Source organism: Macrococcus bovicus (assembly GCF_004359575.1).
Classification (GTDB): Bacteria; Bacillota; Bacilli; order Staphylococcales; family Staphylococcaceae; genus Macrococcus; species Macrococcus bovicus.
Window position 1 is genome coordinate 42,647 of record NZ_SCWF01000005.1, and the last position, 20,460, is coordinate 63,106.

Sequence of the window (20,460 nt, forward strand, 5' to 3'; positions counted from 1 at the left end):
CTCCTTAAGCCCACCACATATCTGTCGGTGTCTCTTTAATGATGACTTGCTTTAAGTTACGGACTGCTGTCTGAAATCCTTCTTCAATCGACATCAGTGGATCTTCGTGTTCTATACTGACTACATAGTCATAATGATACGTTCTAAGCGCACTCATCATCCGGGTCCATTCCGCCATATCATGACCACAGCCGACACTTCTGAACGTCCAGCTACGCGACTGAACATCACCGTAAGGCTGCATGTCCAGAAGGCCATACATATTGATGTTATCCTGGTCGAGATAGGTATCCTTTGCATGAAAATGGTGAATGGCATTTTCTTGACCTAGAATCTTGATAGCCGCAACCGGATCAATACCCTGCCACCACATATGACTTGGGTCGAGGTTCGCCCCAATAAACTCATTCGTCGCCTTTCTCAGTTTAAGGAGCGTATAAGGTGAGTGAACAAGGAAGCCGCCGTGCAGCTCTAAACCGATTTTGACATTCGCTTCTTTGGCCAGTTCTGCAATATCCTGCCAGTAAGGAATCAGCTTGTTTTCCCACTGCCAGTTGTAGATATCGCCATATTCTGTCGGCCACGCGACCACTGGCCAGTTCGGCTGCTTAGCATCGTCTGATTCACCCGCTGTCCCGCTGAAACAATTGACGACCGGCACATTCATCAGTGCAGCCAGTCTGATTGTTTTGCGGAGGGTCTCATCCGATTCTCTACGGAACTCAGCATCAGGTGAGATCGGATTACCATGACAGCTGAATGATGAAATAAAAAGACCCCGTTCTGCAAAGGCTTTTAAGTAAGCTTCTCGTGCATCCGCATCTGCCATCAGCTGATCAACATCGATGTGCTTACTGCCGGGATAGCAGCCCGTGCCGACTTCTACCGCTTCTACACCTGATGCCTTTACATAATCAAGCATCTCTTCGAAAGATTTGTCATTAAAAAGTGGATTAAATACGCCTAATTTCATTATTTTTCCCCCTCCAGTCGAATCGCCCGCTGTTTTTGTGCACTTAAGTAAATCGCTTCTATCACACTCGAGACGTCTTTTGCTTCTGCCGGCTGTACACGTAAAGATGTGCTGTTCATAATGGCTGTAATGAAGTTTTCTGCCTGCAGATACTCGAATGGATGATCAACCTGGATGTAATCAATATTCAGTGTCGTCATCAGCGTATCATCCGCCTGGTTCACTTTCATTTCAAAAACGTTCAGCCCCCCTTTAGTACCCGAGATACTGATATGTTCTTCGTCACTCTCAACATTCGCAGCCCAGCTCGTCTCAAAGAGCATCGTCACGTTATTCTCAAACCGGATGAAAGCCGTCACGTGGTCATCCACTTCAAATGTCTCTGGATTGAACATGCCCCATTCATTGACCGGGTTCGGCATACGACTGAGTCTATTATAAGTCTGCGCTGATACTTCAACCGGTTTCTGGTTGCCCGTCAGCCACATCGCCAGGTCCAGTAAGTGACAGCCGTAGTCAATCAGCGCTCCGCCGCCTTGCAGCTCTTTGTTCGTGAAGACACCCCAGCCTGGTACTTTACGTCGTCGCATGGCTTTGACCCGGACGACTAATGGTTCCCCGATAATCCCTTTATCGATGATTTTCTTCGCAGCAATCGCCTCTTTCATAAAGCGATAATGATAGGCGATATGCAGGACACCTTCACTCTTCTCTTCTGCCTGAACCATCGCCCCTGCTTCCGCCCGCGTCGTCGCCATCGGTTTCTCACACATGACAGAGATATTCTTTTCAAGGGCTGTAATCGCCATGGGTGCATGAAACTTATTCGGTGTGGTGATGACAACCGCATCAATCTGGTCAAGCATCTCTTCATAACTGGAAGCGATGTGCGGTATCTGGAACTGATTGGCGACAACCATCGCACGCTCTTTATTGATATCATAAACATGTGTGATTTCAACCTGTTCAAAATCTCTGAATGCCGGTATGTGTCTATCTGTCGCGATACCGCCGACACCTGCTATACCTAGTCTGACTTTCGTCATAAGAAACGCTCCTTAAATTTGTATAATTGATTTAGTTTGTGCTGATTCTATCGCTTTAATGATGACGTTTAAAGATGCACGGCCTTCATACCCGTCACAGATCGGTGTTTCATGACGGCTCAGCGCTTCAAGAAACGCATCAATCGTATGTGAATTTTTCTGACCGCCTTCTTCATTGGTCTGTATTTCACCGAGCTGCTCTCTTTCAATCTGCCCATCCGCTCCGAAGAACTGGTAAGTATAGAGGTCATCTGCATTCAATTTCAGGATCCCTTTTTCACCGTATATCATCGTGCTGTTATCTTCCTGGCCATTATAAGCCCAGGATGCACTTAATGTGCCGATGATGCCGTCAGCGGTCTTCAGAATAAGGACCGCATTGTCATCAACATCTGCTTTTTTTGCAGACGTCTCAATCATCGCACCGACTTCCGTGAATTCTGTACCAAGTATATAACGCATCAAATCTGCCTTATGGACACCGAGGTCTCCCATCGCGCCGATGAAGGCACGCTTTTTGTCAAAGAACCAGCTGTCAGGTCCATCGACACTCCAGCCTTCCGGGCCCGGATGACCGAACGTCGTCTTAAATGAATAGAGTTTCCCGAGCTTCCCTGCTGCGATATCCTCTTTTGCCCGCTGATGTGCCTCATTAATACGCTGGTTATGGCCAATCATCAATGTCTTGCCACTTTCTTCTGCCGCTCTGATCATGGCATCTGCATCCTCAAGTGACGTCGCCATCGGTTTCTCACAGAGCACATGCTTGCCAGCCTTAAGCGCTGCTATCGTCATCTCTGCATGCAGGTAGTTCGGTGTACAGATGCTGATGACCTCCACTTCCGGATCAGCTAACAGGTCATGATAATCGCTGTAACTCACACCTCCAAATGCTGCAGCGAGCTCATCGCTACGCTCTTTGACAATATCACAGTATGCGATGATTTCAGCGTTCGCGTTCTGCTGATACTCCGGAATATGGCGATGTGTAGCAATACTTCCGCAGCCAATGATTCCTACCTTAAACATCTGACTTCTCTCCTTTATCCAAGTCTTCAAGCGGCTGATAGTTCCCGTATGTCGGATAGGCATTCGTCGTTGGACGTGCCCATTTCACTGCGTTGTTGATGACGCGCTGCACGTTCTCATTGTAATAAGTCGGATAAGTCTCATGTCCCGGGCGGAAATAGAAGATCTTACCGTTACCTCGCCTGAAAGTGGCACCTGAACGGAAGACTTCTCCGCCCTGGAACCAGCTGACGAACAGGAGTTCTTCCGGAGCTGGAATATCAAAATGCTCACCGTACATCTCTTCCTCTTCTAGTTCAAAATATTCACCCAGGCCCTCTGCAATCGGATGATTCGGCATCACAGTCCAGATCCGTTCTTTCTCGCCTGCCTCACGCCACTTCAAGTCGCAGCCGGTTCCCATCAGCTTCTTGAATACTTTCGAGAAGTGGCCTGAATGCAGAACAATCAGACCCATTCCTTCCAGCACTCGTTTATGAACGCGGTCAACGATTGCGTCCTGTACGTCATCATGCGCTTTATGCCCCCACCAGATCAAAACATCTGTCTGATTCAGCACATCTTCTGTCAGTCCATGTTCCGGCTCATCTAATGTCGCAGTTGTGACCTCAGCTCCTTCTATAAACGAGGCAATCTGCTGATGAATACCTTCCGGATAAATGCTTCTGACTTCCTCTGATTCTTTTTCATGTCTGAATTCATTCCATACGGTCACTTTCATGTTTCTCTCTCCTTTAAACGTTTTGTAGACTGTCGTTCAATAATACGAGTAGGAATCATTTTACTCACCTTCAGCATATCACGGTGATGTAAATATTTAATCAATCGGCTGGCTGCTTCCTGACCAAGACGTTCAGGGAAGATATCGACTACCGTCTGCGGGGGACAAGCAGCTTCATTCAGATAAGAATCATTGAAAGTAGCCGTCTGGATATCTTCCGGGATACGTCTGCCTAAAAGATACAACTCACTTAGAACGCTCAAGTTCATCATGCTGTCTGATGTAATAATTGCGGTTATTTCCTCGGGCATATTTTGTACGATATGCTTCACATCTTCTGTTCCTGCAGCACCTTCAAAAACCGTAGTCTCAAGCCCTGCATCTGCACAGGCTTCTCTGTATCCTGTCAGGCGGTCAATGTTAACGGCATAGGTCTTATTTTCTGCGATAAAGGCAATCTTTTCATGGCCTAAATCGATTAGGTACTGCGTCAGCTTAAACGCAGCTTCGACATTATCATTATCAATAAATATATCTGTTGATTGATTCAGCTTCTTCCCGATGATGACGTAGGGGCAATCAAGCTTGCGCAGATAATCCAAGACCGTATTCTCTTCTTTTGAATAAAGGACGATAAAACCATCAACCGCATTACTGGTGACCATCTCTTTTACTTCATGCAGTAGTTCTGCTTCTTCCTTACTGGTCGAAATAACCGTGGAATAACCATTATCCTTACAGACTCTCGAGATACTCATGAGTACATCTGTGAAAAATGGATTCTGCCGCATCTCCTTTGAAGATGATTTCAGCAAGAGACCGATCGTATTCGACTGCTTTGTCACTAATCTTCTGGCAGAAACGTTCGGGATATAGCCCATCTCCTCCATGATTCTGCGGACTTTATCGGCTGTCTTCTGACTGATCGCATCGCTGTTACTGATCACCCGTGAAACAGTGGAGGGAGCGACATTCGCTCGTTTCGCCACATCTTTGATCGTTACCATGTTATTTCACTGCGCCGTCAGAAACACCTTTGATGATCTGTTTCTGCGCAAAGAAATAACCGATGATAACAGGAATAATTGAAATCGTCAGACCTGCCAGTGCTAAATGCCACTGCTTAGTGTACTGACCAAAGAAGAGGAATAATTTCAGTGGAATCGTTTCCTGACCAGGGCCGAGTACGAGACTTGGTAACAGATAGTCATTCCAGATCCAGATCACATTCAGGATACCGACTGTTACTGAGATCGGTTTTAATAACGGGAAGATGACATGCCAGTAAATCTGCCATTTACTTGCGCCGTCAATCATCGCTGCCTCATCGAGCGATTTTGAAATCCCCTGCAGTGAACCGTGATACAGGAAGATAGATAAACTTGCACCGAAGCCGAGGTACATGAACATCAGACCCCAGATATTCAAGCTCTGCAGATCGCCGAATATTTTGACGAGTGGAATCATGACCGATTGGAACGGCACAAGCATCGCTGCGACGAACAGGAAGAAAATCAGGTTTGACACCTTACCTTTATTCCGGCTCAGAGCATAGGCCGCCATACTTGAAAAGATAATAATGAGCGCGACACTGGCAACAGAGACAAGGACAGAGTTCAGGAACGTCTGCGCGAAGTTCAATTGCTGGAAGGCATCAATAAAGTTCTGGAATGTCTTCTCTTTCGGTAATGCCAGCGTATTGTTGAAGATCTCAAGCTTTGTCTTAAAGGCGTTGACAATCATCAAGTAGAAAGGAGACAGCCAGAGAAGACCGATAACGAGTGCAATGATTTCAAGGATATACCATTTTGCTTTCATTACATCTCCACCTCTCTTTTCTTATTGTAATAAACCTGAATCAAGCTGATCGTTGTCACGATCAGGAAGAAAATCACCGCTTTTGCCTGCGCAGAACCCATCAAGTTCATTTTGAAGGCTGTGTCGACGATATCCATCGCGACCATTTTCGTGGAGTTACCCGGTCCACCGTTTGTCAGTGATAAGTTCTGGTCGTAAATCTTGAAAGCACCTGATAGTGTCAGGAACATGCTGACTGTAAATGCGGGTGCCACGAGCGGGAAAGTGATGTTCTTGAAACGCTGCCAAGTATTCGCGCCGTCTATTTCAGCCGCTTCCAGTAAGTCTGCTGGTACATTCTCTAAATAAGCGATATAGATGATCATGATATAACCTGCCATCTGCCACGTAGAGAGAATGACCATGCCCCAGAAACCGGTCGTTGTATCACTGAGCCAGCCCTGCATCCATTCCGAGCCGATCGCCACTCCGATAGAAGCAAATACTTTCGTGAAGATGAACTGCCAGATGAAACCGAGGATCAGTCCACCGATCAAGTTCGGCATAAAGAAAATCGTCCGCAGGAAATTTCTTGATTTGATCCGGCTTGTGACTAACAGCGCCAGTCCGAGACCAATAATATTGATGATGAATACCGCTGCAATTGAATATTTGAACGTAAACCAGAGTGCGTTTTTAAAGGTGTCATCACTCAGCAGATTGATATAGTTATCGAAGCCGACAAAATCAGGCACCTGTGATGTATCACCGTTCCAGTTGGTAAATGAATAATAGATACCATATAAAAATGGAATGATGATGACCATTGACAACGCGAATAAAACAGGCAGCAGGAACAGCCAGAACGCAAAACTTTTTGTCTTCATTTTTTCACCTCAGATTTTAAAAAGGGGGCACACGCAATGTGACCCCCTTTTTAAACTATTATTTTCTTGCTTTTTCCCAAGCATCTTGAGATTTTTTGATTGCTTCATCAAATGAAATTTTACCTGTTAAGTAATCTTGCAGGTAAGCACCTAATGCGTCATCGGTGTAACCTGTCGGGTAACCTTTGAATACCCACGCAGATGTTTTACCTTCTTCTGAATACTTATAGATTTCTTTTGAGAGTGGGTCAGCAATTTTAGAAGTATCGTAGTCTTTATAAGCTGGAATGAACTTGAAGTCTTCCATGACAATCTTTTTACCTTCATCAGATGTGTATAACCAGTCCAAGAATTCTTTGGCTGCTTTTTGAACTTTTTCATCTGATTTTTTGTTGACTGCCCAGTTGTTTGCAACCCCTACTGGAATGGTCGCTTCACCTGAACCTGTTGGTACAGCGATGAGGCCGACGTTTTTAGCCACTTCAGGATTCACACCTTCGATTGTCGGATAAGCCCAGTTACCTTGTTGAATCATAGCTACTTTACCTGTCGAGAATAACTCTTCTACCTGCTGAGAATAATCAAGAGAAGCAACAGGTTGTTTAGAATATTTGTTCTGGATATCTAAATATTGTTTTAACTGATCTTTTTGAGTGAAAGGCAGTGTTTTAGCATCTGCTGCTTTCTGAATATCATTGTCGAAATCTTTCGCTAAGAACATGCTTGCTGCGTGGTCGCCTAAAACCCATTTTTCTTTCGCCGGTAATGCAAAGACACCGCTTAATTTTAACTCATCTTTTTTAGAGTCGATGGTCTGTGCCACTTTCTCTAAATCGTCCAATGTTTTGATATCTTCTGCTTTAACGCCTGCTTTTTCGAAGATCTCTTTATTGTAGATCAAGCCGTATCCTTCCTGGTTCATTGGGATACCATATGTTTTACCGTCTTTCTGGACTGGTGCAAGTAACGCTTCATCGACAACCGCTTTAGTTGATTTCATATCTGATAAATCTGCTAAACGACTTGCGTGTTGTTTTAAATCCTCAGGACCACCGATATTGAAAATGTCCGGCTCGTTTTTAGAAGCGATTTTAGCTTTTAATGCTTGACCGTAGTCGTTGCCCCCGCCTACTGTTTCAACATTGATTTTTACATTTGGATGTTCAGCCATATATTTCTTAGCCATTTCTTCAAACTGCTGCTTGAATTCCACTTTGAACTGGAAGACATTGACCGTAACTTGATCACCGTCACCTTTCTTGGCAGTACCTCCGCCGGAACCTGAATTACCGCACGCTGCAAGAACTGAGGCAAAAATTAAAGATAGAACAAGCATTAACAATGACGATTTCTTCATCTCTTAATCTCCTTTAGCTATATAGTTTTAGAAAACGTTTTCATTCTTAAAATCATCTTAGCATCCTTCTTCATCGAGCGTCAACACTTTTTTGCAAACGATTGCATAAAATCATAAAAAAAGAAGCTCCGAAGAGCATCCTTATCTGTAAAGAGGGGTCGATTGATCTAATATATATTTCGCCACCGCTTTCATATCATTCGTGTAATGAATCATGCCCTGGACGGCAGGGAGTGCCTGTGCCATGCCTGCTTCAAACAGCGAGCTGAACACCGCCTGAATAGGATTGATTGATTTAAGTTTAAAGGCACTGCGGACCATCTGAATCATCTTCGTCATATCCATCATCTTCATCAGTGAAGATCCTTGCTCTTCTATCTCCCTCACGTTCTTCTCTATAGAGGGCCAGTGATGAAAACGGTCATAGACATCATCTGCTTCTACTCTGAAGTGGCTGCGAATCGTCCGCTCCAGAATGGTATAGTTCTGATGTGACAGGACTTCCTTCAAGGCAGGCGTGAAAAGTTTAGGAAAGACGGCGTTCACTTTGTAATTCAGATAGCTTTCTTTCATCTCTTCGCTTTGATAGTGCTTCAGATATTCGTCATACATCATGGTCATCTGCTGACGTATCTGTTCACTGAGCCCTTCTATCCCTTCACCCGATAAGGCACTTGTAAATAAATAGTCTTGATGTTCGTTCAATACGCCACGCAGCATCACTTTCAGCTCGGTATTTTTCGTGTGGCGCAGCAGCTCACTGCTTTCTGTACGGTTGACATCAATCAAGGCGTCCACTTTGTTATAGACGAAATGAATCTCTTTTCCTTCTTTCGCCAGATATTTGATCAAGTCCATATCAGTCTCTCTGATTTTACTGCTTAAAATATAGTAGAACTGCTGAATATCACTTGCTTTAATGATCTTCTTATATTGTGCTAACGTGATTTCCTCAGTGCCGACCCCCGGAAAATCAACGAGTTCTCCGTATTCAGGATAGATGTAGGACTGCGCAGTCAGCGTTGCATCTGTATGAACCCCTGTATAAGCTTTCGCCTTTGGCAGCAGCTGATTGATCAGGCTGCTTTTACCTGCATCAGGCTGGCCGATAAAACCAATGGCATGCGGTGTACGGTTCGCCACAAACTTTCTGTATGCCTTGACCAAAGGATGATTCTTCATCTTCATCACTCCATTAACGTATAGTTATACTTCTACTATACCAATAAATAACCCCTAGTATTCATTCTGTGCACTTCTATTCATCAGATAGAGGAAATAAGGTGCGCCCATGATACTCACAATAATACCCGCCGGCTGCAGCAGCAGTCGGCCGAGCGTATCGGATAACGCCAGCAGAATAGCACCGATCAGCAGTGCAACCGGCATAAACATCTGGTGTCTTGGCCCGACTAAGCTTCGCGCAATATGCGGACCAAGCAGACCGATAAAACCGATCCCTCCACTTACAGCGACGGCACAGGAGCTTAAAAATACAGCGATAGAGACCATGATCAGCCGTTGTCTGTTAACGTCGACACCTACACCAGTCGATACATGCTCATGCGTGTTTAAGATATTCAATATGTTAGCTTTCATCAATACAATCGGCATCAGGATGCAGACTGCTACCGTAATCATCACAGCAAACGGCCACGTATCTCCCCAGATGGAACCCGCATACCAGGCAGAGATGAACTCCATCTGATCACTGTTGAAAGTTGACGTCATCATAATGGAGGCGCCACTTAACGCCGTCGCCATCCCAACACCTATCAGTATCATTCTGACCGGTTGAATGCCCTCATTCTTTTTATAGCTCAGCACAAAAATCAACAGAGCTGTCAGCAGGCCGCCGAGCATACTGAAGAACGGCAGTATATAAACGAATGTACTGCTGTCAACAGGCATAAACATGATCAGGAGCACGATGAAGAAACCACTGCCTGCATTGATGCCGATGATACCGGGATCTGCCAGCGGATTCTTAGTGATGCTCTGTAACAGGGCACCGCTGATAGCAAGTGCCATGCCGCTGAGTAACGTGACCACAAGTCGCGGCATCCTGAACTCGAACAGCACCATCGTATCCGTCGCCTCTCCATGGCCGAACAATGTACGGAAGAACTGGGGAACCGTCATCTTGAAGTCACCGGTAGTCATGCTGAACGCCATCGTCAACAGCGCGACGATGCACAGGACCACCAGAATAAGCAGCTGTCTGCGTCTTTTATACTTTTCTATCATAATAGTTTACCGTCCTTTCTCACTAAATAAATAAAGAACGGCACACCCACAATCGAAATGATGGCACCGAGCGGCGATTCGCCTGCCAGGCGTGCCAGGGTATCTGCCGCCACAATGGACAGCCCGCCCAGCAGCGCGGAGAACGGTACTATCAAACGGTAGTCTGTTCCTATAAGCAATCTGACGATATGCGGTATCATCAGCCCGACAAAAGCAAGTGAACCCACTAATGAGACGGCTACCCCTGCCAGAAGCATCGTCATCACAGAGAAGAGGATTCTGATCCGGTGCGTATTCACTCCTAACCCTTGTGCCATCTCTTCCCCGAGACTGAGGGCTGTCAGCTGTCTGCCAGTCAGTGATGCGACAATGATGATCATCAGAATGACCGGTGCAGCATACGCAAGCTGCTGCCACGTTGTGCCGGCAACACCGCCTGCCGACCAGAATGTAATACTCTGATTCAGTCTGAAAAGTAGAGCGATACCTTCAGCCAGTGCTGTCAGTAAAGCCGAGATAGCCGCACCTGCCAGGACGATACGCATCGTATTAAAGCCGCCTCTTCTGGAGCTGCCGATCACCATGACCAGTGTGCCACCGAGCACCGCCCCTAAGAAACCTGCTATCATCAGCCAGAGGAAGTTGGTTTCTCTGAACAGAGCCATTGTGACACTGATCATCATAGCTGCACCCGCATTCAGTCCGAGGAGTGCCGGGTCAGCGAGCGCATTCTTCGTCACACCTTGCATAATGGCCCCGCTGCAGGCAAGCGCCGCACCGACGAGCAGGGCGCCTAATTCACGCGGGACTCTGATATCCCTGATGATATTCTGACTTTCTGTGTTCCGGTAATGAAAGAATGCGCCGAGAACTTCTTGCACTGAATAATAAGTGGTACCCAGACAGAATGAGAGGATCAACATCCCGATAATGGCCAGACAGATACATATACTGAGAACAATAGGTTTATGTATACTTTTCATCATCAAATCCTCGTGTAGTGTTTACACAATAAATCATAAGTGATCAGCAAAGGTTTTCCTGTACGTGGATCCAGACTGAGTTCTGCATCGATATTAAAGACTTCTTCCAGTACGTCGTGCGTCAGAACGTCTGCCGGAGAACCTTGCTGAACGATTTCCCCTTTTTTCATCGCAATCAGATGATCCGAAAAACGAATCGCCTGATTAATATCATGTAAGACCATGATGATCGTTGTCCCTTGTTCACGGTTCAGCGTCTGCACAAGGTCCAGTATTTCAAGCTGATGGGAGATGTCCAGATAGGTAGTGGGTTCATCGAGGAACATGATATCTGTCTTCTGTGCAAGTGCCATAGCAATCCAGACACGCTGGCGTTGTCCGCCGCTTAAGTCATTGACGGCCCGATGTTTGAACTCGTAAGTGCCTGTCGCGCGAAGCGCCCAGTCGATGACGTCCTTATCTTCTTTCGATAGCCGACCGAAGCCGCTCTGATATGGAAAACGCCCATAGCTGACCAGTTCGCCTGCTGTGAGACCGTCTGCTACTTCAGGTGACTGCGGCAGTATCGCAATTTTTTTCGCCACTTCTTTCGTTGATTGCTGATGGATATTTTTGCCGTCAAGGACCACTCGTCCATCCTTGACGGGAATGATGCGGGCCATCGCTTTCAAAAGCGTGGATTTACCACAGCCGTTCGGCCCGATAATCGATGTCACTTTGCCGTCTGGAATGTGGACTGTCAGTTCTTTGACGATTTCGCGTTCGCCGTAGCTGATTGTTATTTTTTCTCCGGATAATCTTTCCATTTTAAACCGCCTTCACTTTTTAAGTGATAATCATTATCAATGCACTCATTTTATAGTATAATGGTAAACAACGCAACTTAACGAAGTAAGGGGACTTTATTTTGAGTCAATTATTAGATATAACTATTATCGGTGGCGGCCCAGCTGGTCTGTATACTGCTTTTTATGCCGGTTTACGGGGTATGAAGGTCCGTATCATCGAATACCAGGACAAACTAGGCGGTAAAGTCAATCTCTATCCAGAGAAAATTGTCTGGGACATCGGTGGCATCGCGCCCAAACCTGCCGGTGAGATTGTCGAGGATATGATCACGCAAGGGCTGACGTTTGAACCAGATGTCCATCTAAGTGAGAAAGTCATCAATATAACGAAAAAAGATGAACAGCTTTTTGAAGTGACAACAGATAAGAGCCGCTACTTATCAAGATCTGTCATTATTGCGATCGGCAGCGGGATTATCTCGCCGATGAAGCTCGCAATCGAAGGGGCTGAACGTTATGAAGTATCCAATCTTCATTATGTAGTCCCTTCACTCAGCCGTTTTAAAGATAGACGTGTACTGATTTCCGGCGGCGGCAATGCAGCAGTCGACTGGGCCTATGCCATCGCGCCATTCGCTGCCCATGTCTCCATCTTATGCCGCAAAGATGATTTCAAGGGGCATGAAGAAATGGTCCGTAAGCTGGATGACCGCAGTGTTGAAAAAATTATGAGTCACTCCATCCATTCCCTGCAGGCTGAAGGAGATGCGATTGAATCTGTGATCATCCAGCATTGCCGGACACGGGAGCCACGAGAAATAGCTGTAGATGATGTCATCATCAATCACGGCTTCCATATGGAGAGTGATCTGCTCGATCAATGTGACATCAAACTCGAACGTCAAGACAACTTCTATATTAAAGGTCATGCAGATTCCTCTACCCAGGTTGCAGGGGTCTATGCAGTCGGCGATATATTGTCACATGACAGTAAAGTCCAGCTGATGGCGGGCTGTTTTCATGATGCGGCCAACGCAGCTAATCTGGCAAAGACTTATATTGACCCGACAGCAAATGATGCCGGCACGGTCTCCAGCCATAATGAAGTCTTTAAAGAGAAGAATGAAGAACTGCTGTCCAATATGCTATGAATAGAAAATCCCGTTTAGCACATGCTAGACGGGATTTTCCTATTTGAACGGAATATGCTGTGCAGCAGCCGCGTCCATAATGATTTCTACATTGGGATGCAGCAGCAGACTGCTCGCCGGCACAGCGGTATCCGGTTCTGTCATGCTATAGAGTCTGGCCATGATCGGCGCTTTTTTATCGCCTATTGCCAACAGCAGAATACGATTTGAATACAGAATCGATTCTATACCCATGGATACCGCCTGACTAGGCACATCGTCCTGACTGTCAAAGAAGCGGGCATTGGCTGCAATGGTTTCAGGGGAGAGCTCTACCACTCTTGTCTTACTATCAAAAGGGGTACCCGGCTCGTTAAACCCGATGTGTCCATTGACACCGATTCCCAGCAGCTGGATATGCAGCGGGCCTTTGACACGGATCGCTGCATCATAGCGCCGGTTATCCCCTTCCACATCAATGAGATCATTATCCGGCAGATGGAACTGAGACTCCTGCATCCCTAACGGCTGAAAAAAGTGCTTTTTCATGTAGCTCATGTAGCTGTTCGGATGGGCGGCATCCAGATTGAAGTATTCATCTAAATTGAATGTCTCAAGGCAGGAGATATCTGTCTGATGGCGCTGCAGTAACGCCACTAACTCCCGGTACATATCTTCCATCGTACCACCTGTCGCTAAACCTAAGAGCGTGCATGCATTAAAATGAATTTCCTTGAACATTTCGACCGCTACATAACGACTCGCATTTTCCGGACTGCCTAAGTTCATGAATTTCATGACTGCCTCCTTAATCTTCTGTAATAAAGCCGTTGCCGAGTACATCCCGGACATCATGGACGACAACAAAGGCTTCCGGATCAATTTTTCTGATCATCCGCTTAGTCTTAGTCAGCTGTAATTTGTTGATGACGCAGTATAATACGTCTGTCTCACGTTTCGTATAGTATCCTTTACCGCTCAAGAGTGTTACACCGCGGCCGATATCTTCATCGAGCATCTTGGCAATCGGCTCCGGATTCTGCGAAATAATCGTGACCGCCTTTTTCGGGTTCGTCCCTTCAATCATGAAGTCCATCGCTTTTGTCCCGATGTATAGACTCAATGTGGTCAACAGCGCTTTTTCAATAGGCATCACAGTCAGTGAAATCGCTACAACAATCAAGTCGAAGAACAACAGGGCATATGACGTGCTGACGTCCAGATATTTATGCGCAATACGTGCCAGAATCGTTGTCCCGGCAGTTGTGCCGCCCACCATGACAATCAGCCCAATTCCGATTCCGATGAGAAAGCCTCCGAATATAGGCGCAACCAGAACCTCTTCCAGATGCAGCTGCCAGGACTCTGTCAATCTCAGAAAGACGGATAAAGAAACAATGGAAACGATCGTCAGCACCATCGAACGCTTGGATAAGAACTTATAACCGACTGCCAGGAGTACCATATTCATGACAAAAGTCGTGATAGCTGGCGACCAGCCGAATGCATATAAGAAGATGAGCGACATCCCTGTCACACCACCTTCGCCTAAATTGGCAGGGATGATAAACATATTCACCGCCATAGAAAAAAGAAATGAACCTAACATAACCACTAATACAGTCTTCAGAGAAATTTTCATCAAAACACTCACTTTCCAGCAATCTAATCCATCTATAATTTACCTTAATTAAGATGAAATAAACAACCGGTACCTTCTGGATACTGGTTGTCTATCTCTCCTTTTTTATTTGAAGAAAGGCGTCTGAATGCCTTTCATCGTATTGACGGAATAATCGAACTTGATTTGCTCTTCCTCTGACAGCGGTGATTCAATGACTTCTCTGATACCATTACGATTGATGACTGCTGGTACGCCGATATACACGTCCTGATGACCATATTCGCCATTTAAGTAGGCGGACACTGTCAGTACGACGTCCTGATTGCTTAAAATCGCTTTTGTGATGCGCATCAGACCCATGGCTACGCCGTAATAAGTTGCCCCTTTAGCTTCAATAATCTGATATGCCGCGTCACGTACATTGATATAGATATCTTTCATACGGTCTTCTTTTTCCGGATGCATTTCAAGGAGACGTTTTAACGATACACCGGCAATGTTTGCACCGCTCCAGACAGCCAGTTCAGTATCGCCATGTTCACCGATAATATTGGCATGGACACTGGAAGACGCCACATCAAACTCTTTACTCAATAAATATCTGAAGCGCGCTGTATCTAAAATGGTGCCTGAGCCGATGACGCGATGCTTCGGCAGACCTGAGAACTTCCAGCTGGCATAAGTCAGAATGTCTACCGGATTTGTAGCGATAAGCAAAATACCGTCAAATCCAGATGTCATAATTTCTTCGACAATTGATTTAAATATTTTAATGTTTTTACCGACCAGATCCAACCTTGTTTCTCCAGGTTTCTGTGCGGCTCCCGCACAAATCACAACGATGTCAGCATCGTGACAGTCAGCGTATGAACCTGCTTTGATCTTCATCGGGCTCGGTGCATACAGTACGCCATGATTTAAATCCATCACATCACCGATCACTCGTTCTTCATTTAAGTCGATAATATAAAGTTCATCACAAATACCTTGATTTAATAAGGAGAATGCATAGCTGGAGCCTACTGCTCCATTACCTACTAAAACGATTTTATTCCCTTTGATTTTATTCATGATAGACACTCCTTTATAAATGATATTCTCTCTACAGTACTATACTTAAGATACCCGTCCAAATACAAACAAATACAAGAAGTGAGAGACTATATTTCAATGTCATGCTCAATAATTTTGATTCTTTGCCCACTTCTCCGACAGCTGCAGTGGCGATGGCGATGGATTGAGGAGAAATCAGTTTCGCCATCACACCGCCTGCCGTATTAGCTGCCACAAGCAACGTCGGATTTACACCGATTGTCACGCCTGCAGTGGACTGGATGGAAGCAAACAATGTATTGTTATTGACCACAGAACCGGTCATAAAGACACCGATCCATCCTAATACCGGCGACAGAACAGGAAATACAGACCCAGTCTTAGCAATAGCAGTCCCTAAAGTAACCGTAAGACCGCCATAAGTGGTCAGTTTAGCGATGGCCAGAATCGCACATATCGTGACAACGGGTAACCAGAGCTCTTTAATCGTGACGAGCAGTAAATCCAATGCTTCTTTAAAGTTGATCTGTTTTGATAACAGGATCGTGAAGAGGACTGCCAGCAGAATAGCGGTTCCCGTAGCCCCGAAGAAATCGACTTTCAGCATGACCCCTTTCTGAGCCTCTGCATTGAAAGTGCCGGGCACCATATACTGAAGCACAGTGCGGCTTAACGCACCTTCTGGAGCAAATAGAGCTTTATAAGCCGGCATGCTCCAGATAAGGACAAACGCGGTTAAAAAGTAAAAAGGTGACCAGGCTAATAGGACTTCTTTTTTCGTATGGCGTGCAGTAGCGACTGTCGGGTCACTGAGCCGGAAGATATGTGCCGGCTGCCACTTCTGACAGAAAACCGCTAACGCACCCATCGCTGCTAAAGGTGGTATGATATCTGCAAGTTCAGGACCCTGGAAGACAATGATAAGGGTCTGCAGTGCTGTAAAAACAACAGAGGTAATGATGATGACAGGTAGTGTCTCCTTGACGCCTTTAAAGCCATCCAAAATAAAGACCAGAATAAACGGCAGGACAAACGTTGTAATAGGTAAAGTATAGGCTGTCATCTGAGAGACCTGCATTGCCGTCATATCTGCTAATCCTAATGAATTGACGATACCTACCGGAATCCCGATGGCTCCATATGCACCGGCAGCTGCATTGGCTACCAGACAGAGCATCGCAGCCTGCAGCGGTTTAAAACCGAGCTGAATCAATAACACCGCACAAATCGCGATCGGCACTCCGAACCCTGCTGCACCTTCCAGAAAAGCATTAAAACAAAAGCCGATCAGTAAAAGCTGCACCCGCTGATCATTTGAGATACTTGCGATACTGTCCTGTATCACCTGGAACTTTCCGCTTCTTTCCGTCACTTTGTATAACCAGACGGCCATTATAATGATATAACCGATAGGCATGAGACCTTGTAATAATCCTTCAGAGACGCCTCCCGCTGCTACCGGCAAAGGCAGCTTAAAGACGACAAGCGTAATGAACAGGGTCACCGTCAAGGTTAATAGGGCTGCATTAATCCCTTTCATCTTGAAAAGAGTCAGACATAGCAGAAACAATAAGATAGGGACTGCTGCCACAACTGCTGATAAACCGATATTGCCGAACGGATCAAATGAATGAACAAACATAACGCTTCCTTCTTTCGAATGATAATTTATAAAATCACTAATAAATATACATAAAAGTTTGTTAATCTTTTCACAAACTTATAATACTCCATTATTTATTTGTTTTCAATACATTTTCATAAATTTATTTTATAAATTTCAGGCAAACGTTTTCATATTTATTCATGGTTGATTCGGGGTGATATTCGCTGTGCTAAAAAAAATAGACTGACCAAATGGTCAGTCTATTTATGCAGTTGTCGGCATTTTGGGCATCAGGGATTGTTTTAATCTACGACGTAAGTCTCTCAGTACTCGGTTAGTCATGAAAAAGCCTCCCTTTTCATTTACTCTAGCACCTTAAGTATACGTTTCGATTATTAACCTCTTATTGATTCATTATGAAGTTGCTGTAAAATTACCAGATGAATAACCCGACAAATCCAGCTGATAATAATGAAACAAGAATACCTGCTAAGAGCATCATCGGTACGTACTTACTGACAAAGTCAGAAGTTTTCACATCGACAATTCCTTTTAGTGTTCCAATAATCATCCCCACTGTTGAGAAGTTGGCGAATGAAATAAGAAACGTAACAAGTACTGCTTTCATATGTTCAGGCATTGTTTTCAGTGCATCCTTGATTCCAATCATAACAACGAATTCGTTTGTTACAATCTTGGTTGCCATCTGACTACCTACATATTTCGCTTCACCCCATGGTAAACCAAGTAACATCGCAAATGGTGCCATATAGAAACCAAGAATATCTTTAAGACGAATATCATCATGCGTCCAGCGGTCCAGCAATGACAGTAACATATCAATGAAATGAGCAAGTGATACAAATGCGATTAAGAATGCGATGATGATTAAAATCAGTTTTCCTGCACCTAGCACAGAATCTCCTAAGAAAGAGAAGAACGGTGGACGTTTTTCATTATTGATTTCTACAATGTAATCTTCTTCCGGTGTCACACGTACTGGATTCAGAATCGTACTGATAATGATAGCATTAATAATGTTGAGTGGAATCGCTGTCAGAACCAGTTCACCCGGCACCATCGTTACATAAGCACCGACGATAGAACCTGAAATACAGCTCATCGACATTAATGCAATAGTCAGTACACGCGCCTGACTCATTTCACGTACTTGTGCATTAGAGACGGCAAGTGCTTCTGTATTACCTAATACCATCATCTCAACAGAGAAGAATGACTCAAATTTCGGTTGGCCTGTGACTTTCGAGATCAGCCAGCCGAACCATTTAATGATAAATGGCAGAACACCGATATACATGAGGATATCGAATAGCGGCACGATAAAGAGAATCGGCAGTAAGGCAGAGACAGCCATATCCATCTTGCCAGGTCCTGGCGCAGTCCAACTACCGAACGGCATACCGATACCTACGTAAGCAGCATTCAGCATCCAGCTGAAGCCATTTGCAACCGCTTCGACTCCTTTACGTCCAAAAGAGAACTGTGTGAAGAACCAAGCCAGGAATAAGTTGACGACAAGCATAATGGCCACTGCTTTCCAGTTGATATTTTTTCTGTCGCGTGAAAAAAGATAAGCAACCAGTATGAATACAAAGAGACCTGAAATATTAAGCAATAAGTAAAGATTCATTTTTTCCACCTTTAATTTTGATAGAAAGATTATAGCATTGATTTTAGGGTATGAATATATATTTTTTAACTATAAACGAACAATTCTTTCAAGATGGGTGATGAAATCGTTTGAAAATCGAATGATATTGGCTTTTTCTTCCTCTGAGATTCACCATTTCATATGATCAGAATTAAAACTAGCGGTTGCCGTAAGATGTGATAAGATTAAAATATTCCCTATACTAATCGAGGTTTAATCATGTCTATCTCTATCAAATCATTGCTTGCATTTATGATGATCACTGCTTTTTTCTGTTCTTCAGCATCTGCGAAATCCCCAGTTGAAATCGCCAATGAGCAAGGTGCTTATATCGGTGAGCAGTATGCGCCTCATGGCACTATGGTGATTGCGGCGCGCAACGGTCAGATTCTTTATGCGGACCATCCCGATATCAAATGGCCTCCTGCTTCAATGTCTAAGCTGATGACGATTTATCTGGTCTACCAGGCCATGGAGCAAGGCAAGTTCACCAAGAACACCAAAGTTAAAGTCAATGATAAGTTCTATGCGATCTCGCAGCTGCCGATGCTCAGTAACAACCATATGCGTCTCGGTGCCTCCTATACGGTCGATGAACTCCTGCAGACAGCTTTGACAGACTCCTCAAATGTAGCGACTTACATGCTTGCTTCACTTGTGGACAAGAATGATACCGCCTTTATCGACAAAATGAATCAGCAGGCGAAAGCACTGCATATGACCCACACCCATTACTATAATCCTGTCGGTGCGCCTAATAATTTATTAGGGCCATATAAAGCAAAAGGTTATCCTGAGGACGATGATAATTTTTCAAGCGCTAAAGATTATGCCATTCTTTCACAGCATCTCATCAGTGAATTTCCTGATATCCTGAGCTATACAAAAAAAGTCGAAGTAACGATTAAAAAAGGCACGCAGGACGAAGAAACATTTCATACCTACAACCATTCCTTGGAAGGTGCTAAGCTCGGTTATAAAGGTGTGGACGGCTTAAAGACCGGTTCTAGTGATACAGCCGGATTTAATACAGCAATAACAGGCCACAAAAATAATATGCGTATTATTCTGACCATGATGGGTGTCATGAACTGGTACGATCCGCCGGCCGAATTCAACCGGAATATAATGGCGAACGCCATTATGGATGAAATCTATCAGCGCTATTCATACCAGAAAGTCCTCGCCAAAGGTAAACATCAGCTGGGCGACCAGGAAGTATATATCGCAAACGATCTCTATGATATCGTTGATAAAAAGCAAAAAGGGACACTCAAATATGAGAACGGCAAGGTTCAATACGAATACAAGCGCCAGTTTGTCGACCGTGATGATCAGCCAGCTACTGTCACCTATGAAGATTATAAACGTTATGCGATGAAGAAGTTTGTCAGCGATTATTTCGGCTGGATCGTCGGTTTAACCACTCTGTCCATCCTTCTCGGTCTCGCCTTACTCATCTACAGTTTGATGCCGAAGAAGAAAAAAACCTCATAAAAATTCAAAAGATGCATCTCACGACCGATGAGATGCATCTTTTTATATGT

Annotated in this window: 19 protein-coding genes; 2 read left to right on the forward strand and 17 right to left on the reverse strand. The window is 44.8% G+C overall.

Annotation, left to right across the window (positions count from 1 at the left end; translation table 11 throughout):
• Positions 1–4: 4 nt before the first annotated feature.
• From ERX55_RS06125 to ERX55_RS06180, 12 genes are all read right to left on the reverse strand, one after another.
• On the reverse strand, positions 5–973 hold the full coding sequence (locus tag ERX55_RS06125; protein WP_133451685.1) for a sugar phosphate isomerase/epimerase family protein: 969 nt from the start codon (positions 971–973) through the stop codon (positions 5–7).
• On the reverse strand, positions 973–2,019 hold the full coding sequence (locus ERX55_RS06130) for a Gfo/Idh/MocA family protein (protein WP_133451686.1): 1,047 nt from the start codon (positions 2,017–2,019) through the stop codon (positions 973–975). The genes ERX55_RS06125 and ERX55_RS06130 overlap by 1 nt, the downstream gene beginning before the upstream one ends.
• Positions 2,020–2,031: 12 nt before the next feature.
• A complete protein-coding gene (locus ERX55_RS06135) occupies positions 2,032–3,048 on the reverse strand; it encodes a Gfo/Idh/MocA family protein (protein WP_133451687.1) in 1,017 nt (338 codons plus the stop codon).
• Entirely contained in the window at positions 3,041–3,769 is a 729-nt protein-coding gene (locus ERX55_RS06140; protein ID WP_133451688.1) for a ThuA domain-containing protein, read from the reverse strand. Before ERX55_RS06140 ends, ERX55_RS06135 begins: the two co-directional genes overlap by 8 nt.
• Positions 3,766–4,776, reverse strand: coding sequence for a LacI family DNA-binding transcriptional regulator (locus ERX55_RS06145; RefSeq protein ID WP_133451689.1), 1,011 nt, complete (start codon positions 4,774–4,776; stop codon positions 3,766–3,768). Before ERX55_RS06145 ends, ERX55_RS06140 begins: the two co-directional genes overlap by 4 nt.
• Before the next feature lies 1 nt (position 4,777).
• A complete protein-coding gene (locus ERX55_RS06150) occupies positions 4,778–5,587 on the reverse strand; it encodes a carbohydrate ABC transporter permease (protein ID WP_133451690.1) in 810 nt (269 codons plus the stop codon).
• Positions 5,587–6,453: a carbohydrate ABC transporter permease gene (locus tag ERX55_RS06155; protein WP_133451691.1), complete on the reverse strand. Its 867-nt coding sequence runs from the start codon at positions 6,451–6,453 to the stop codon at positions 5,587–5,589. The genes ERX55_RS06150 and ERX55_RS06155 overlap by 1 nt, the downstream gene beginning before the upstream one ends.
• 58 nt (positions 6,454–6,511) lie before the next feature.
• Positions 6,512–7,810, reverse strand: coding sequence for an ABC transporter substrate-binding protein (locus ERX55_RS06160; protein ID WP_133451692.1), 1,299 nt, complete (start codon positions 7,808–7,810; stop codon positions 6,512–6,514).
• A 141-nt stretch (positions 7,811–7,951) separates the two neighbouring features.
• On the reverse strand, positions 7,952–8,992 hold the full coding sequence (locus ERX55_RS06165; protein ID WP_165983726.1) for a GTPase domain-containing protein: 1,041 nt from the start codon (positions 8,990–8,992) through the stop codon (positions 7,952–7,954).
• Positions 8,993–9,046: 54 nt separating this feature from the next.
• Positions 9,047–10,057, reverse strand: coding sequence for a FecCD family ABC transporter permease (locus tag ERX55_RS06170; protein WP_133451694.1), 1,011 nt, complete (start codon positions 10,055–10,057; stop codon positions 9,047–9,049).
• Entirely contained in the window at positions 10,054–11,040 is a 987-nt protein-coding gene (locus ERX55_RS06175; RefSeq protein WP_424960682.1) for a FecCD family ABC transporter permease, read from the reverse strand. The genes ERX55_RS06170 and ERX55_RS06175 overlap by 4 nt, the downstream gene beginning before the upstream one ends.
• 2 nt (positions 11,041–11,042) lie before the next feature.
• Positions 11,043–11,846: an ABC transporter ATP-binding protein gene (locus ERX55_RS06180; RefSeq protein ID WP_133451696.1), complete on the reverse strand. Its 804-nt coding sequence runs from the start codon at positions 11,844–11,846 to the stop codon at positions 11,043–11,045.
• 101 nt (positions 11,847–11,947) lie between these two features.
• On the opposite strand from ERX55_RS06180, the gene ERX55_RS06185 reads away from it, so the two are divergent.
• Entirely contained in the window at positions 11,948–12,979 is a 1,032-nt protein-coding gene (locus ERX55_RS06185) for an NAD(P)/FAD-dependent oxidoreductase (protein ID WP_243721468.1), read from the forward strand.
• Positions 12,980–13,018: 39 nt separating this feature from the next.
• Here the strand turns inward: ERX55_RS06185 and ERX55_RS06190 are convergent, their stop codons facing one another.
• The 5 genes from ERX55_RS06190 to ERX55_RS06210 all read right to left on the reverse strand — a co-directional run bounded on the left by ERX55_RS06190 (position 13,019) and on the right by ERX55_RS06210 (position 18,892).
• Entirely contained in the window at positions 13,019–13,756 is a 738-nt protein-coding gene (locus tag ERX55_RS06190) for a glucosamine-6-phosphate deaminase (protein ID WP_133451698.1), read from the reverse strand.
• Between the two features lie 10 nt (positions 13,757–13,766).
• Entirely contained in the window at positions 13,767–14,600 is an 834-nt protein-coding gene (locus tag ERX55_RS06195) for a YitT family protein (RefSeq protein WP_133451699.1), read from the reverse strand.
• Positions 14,601–14,705: 105 nt separating this feature from the next.
• On the reverse strand, positions 14,706–15,653 hold the full coding sequence (locus tag ERX55_RS06200) for an L-lactate dehydrogenase (protein ID WP_133451700.1): 948 nt from the start codon (positions 15,651–15,653) through the stop codon (positions 14,706–14,708).
• A gap of 31 nt (positions 15,654–15,684) precedes the next feature.
• A complete protein-coding gene (locus ERX55_RS06205) occupies positions 15,685–17,277 on the reverse strand; it encodes an L-lactate permease (RefSeq protein ID WP_133451701.1) in 1,593 nt (530 codons plus the stop codon).
• Between the two features lie 397 nt (positions 17,278–17,674).
• The gene (locus tag ERX55_RS06210) at positions 17,675–18,892 is read right to left on the reverse strand and encodes a NupC/NupG family nucleoside CNT transporter (protein WP_133451702.1); all 1,218 of its coding nucleotides are present in this window, start codon (positions 18,890–18,892) and stop codon (positions 17,675–17,677) included.
• A 240-nt stretch (positions 18,893–19,132) separates the two neighbouring features.
• Between ERX55_RS06210 and ERX55_RS06215 the strand changes: the two genes are divergently transcribed.
• Positions 19,133–20,410, forward strand: a complete 1,278-nt coding sequence (locus tag ERX55_RS06215) for a DUF1958 domain-containing protein (protein WP_133451703.1) — start codon at positions 19,133–19,135, stop codon at positions 20,408–20,410.
• Positions 20,411–20,460: the final 50 nt, after the last annotated feature.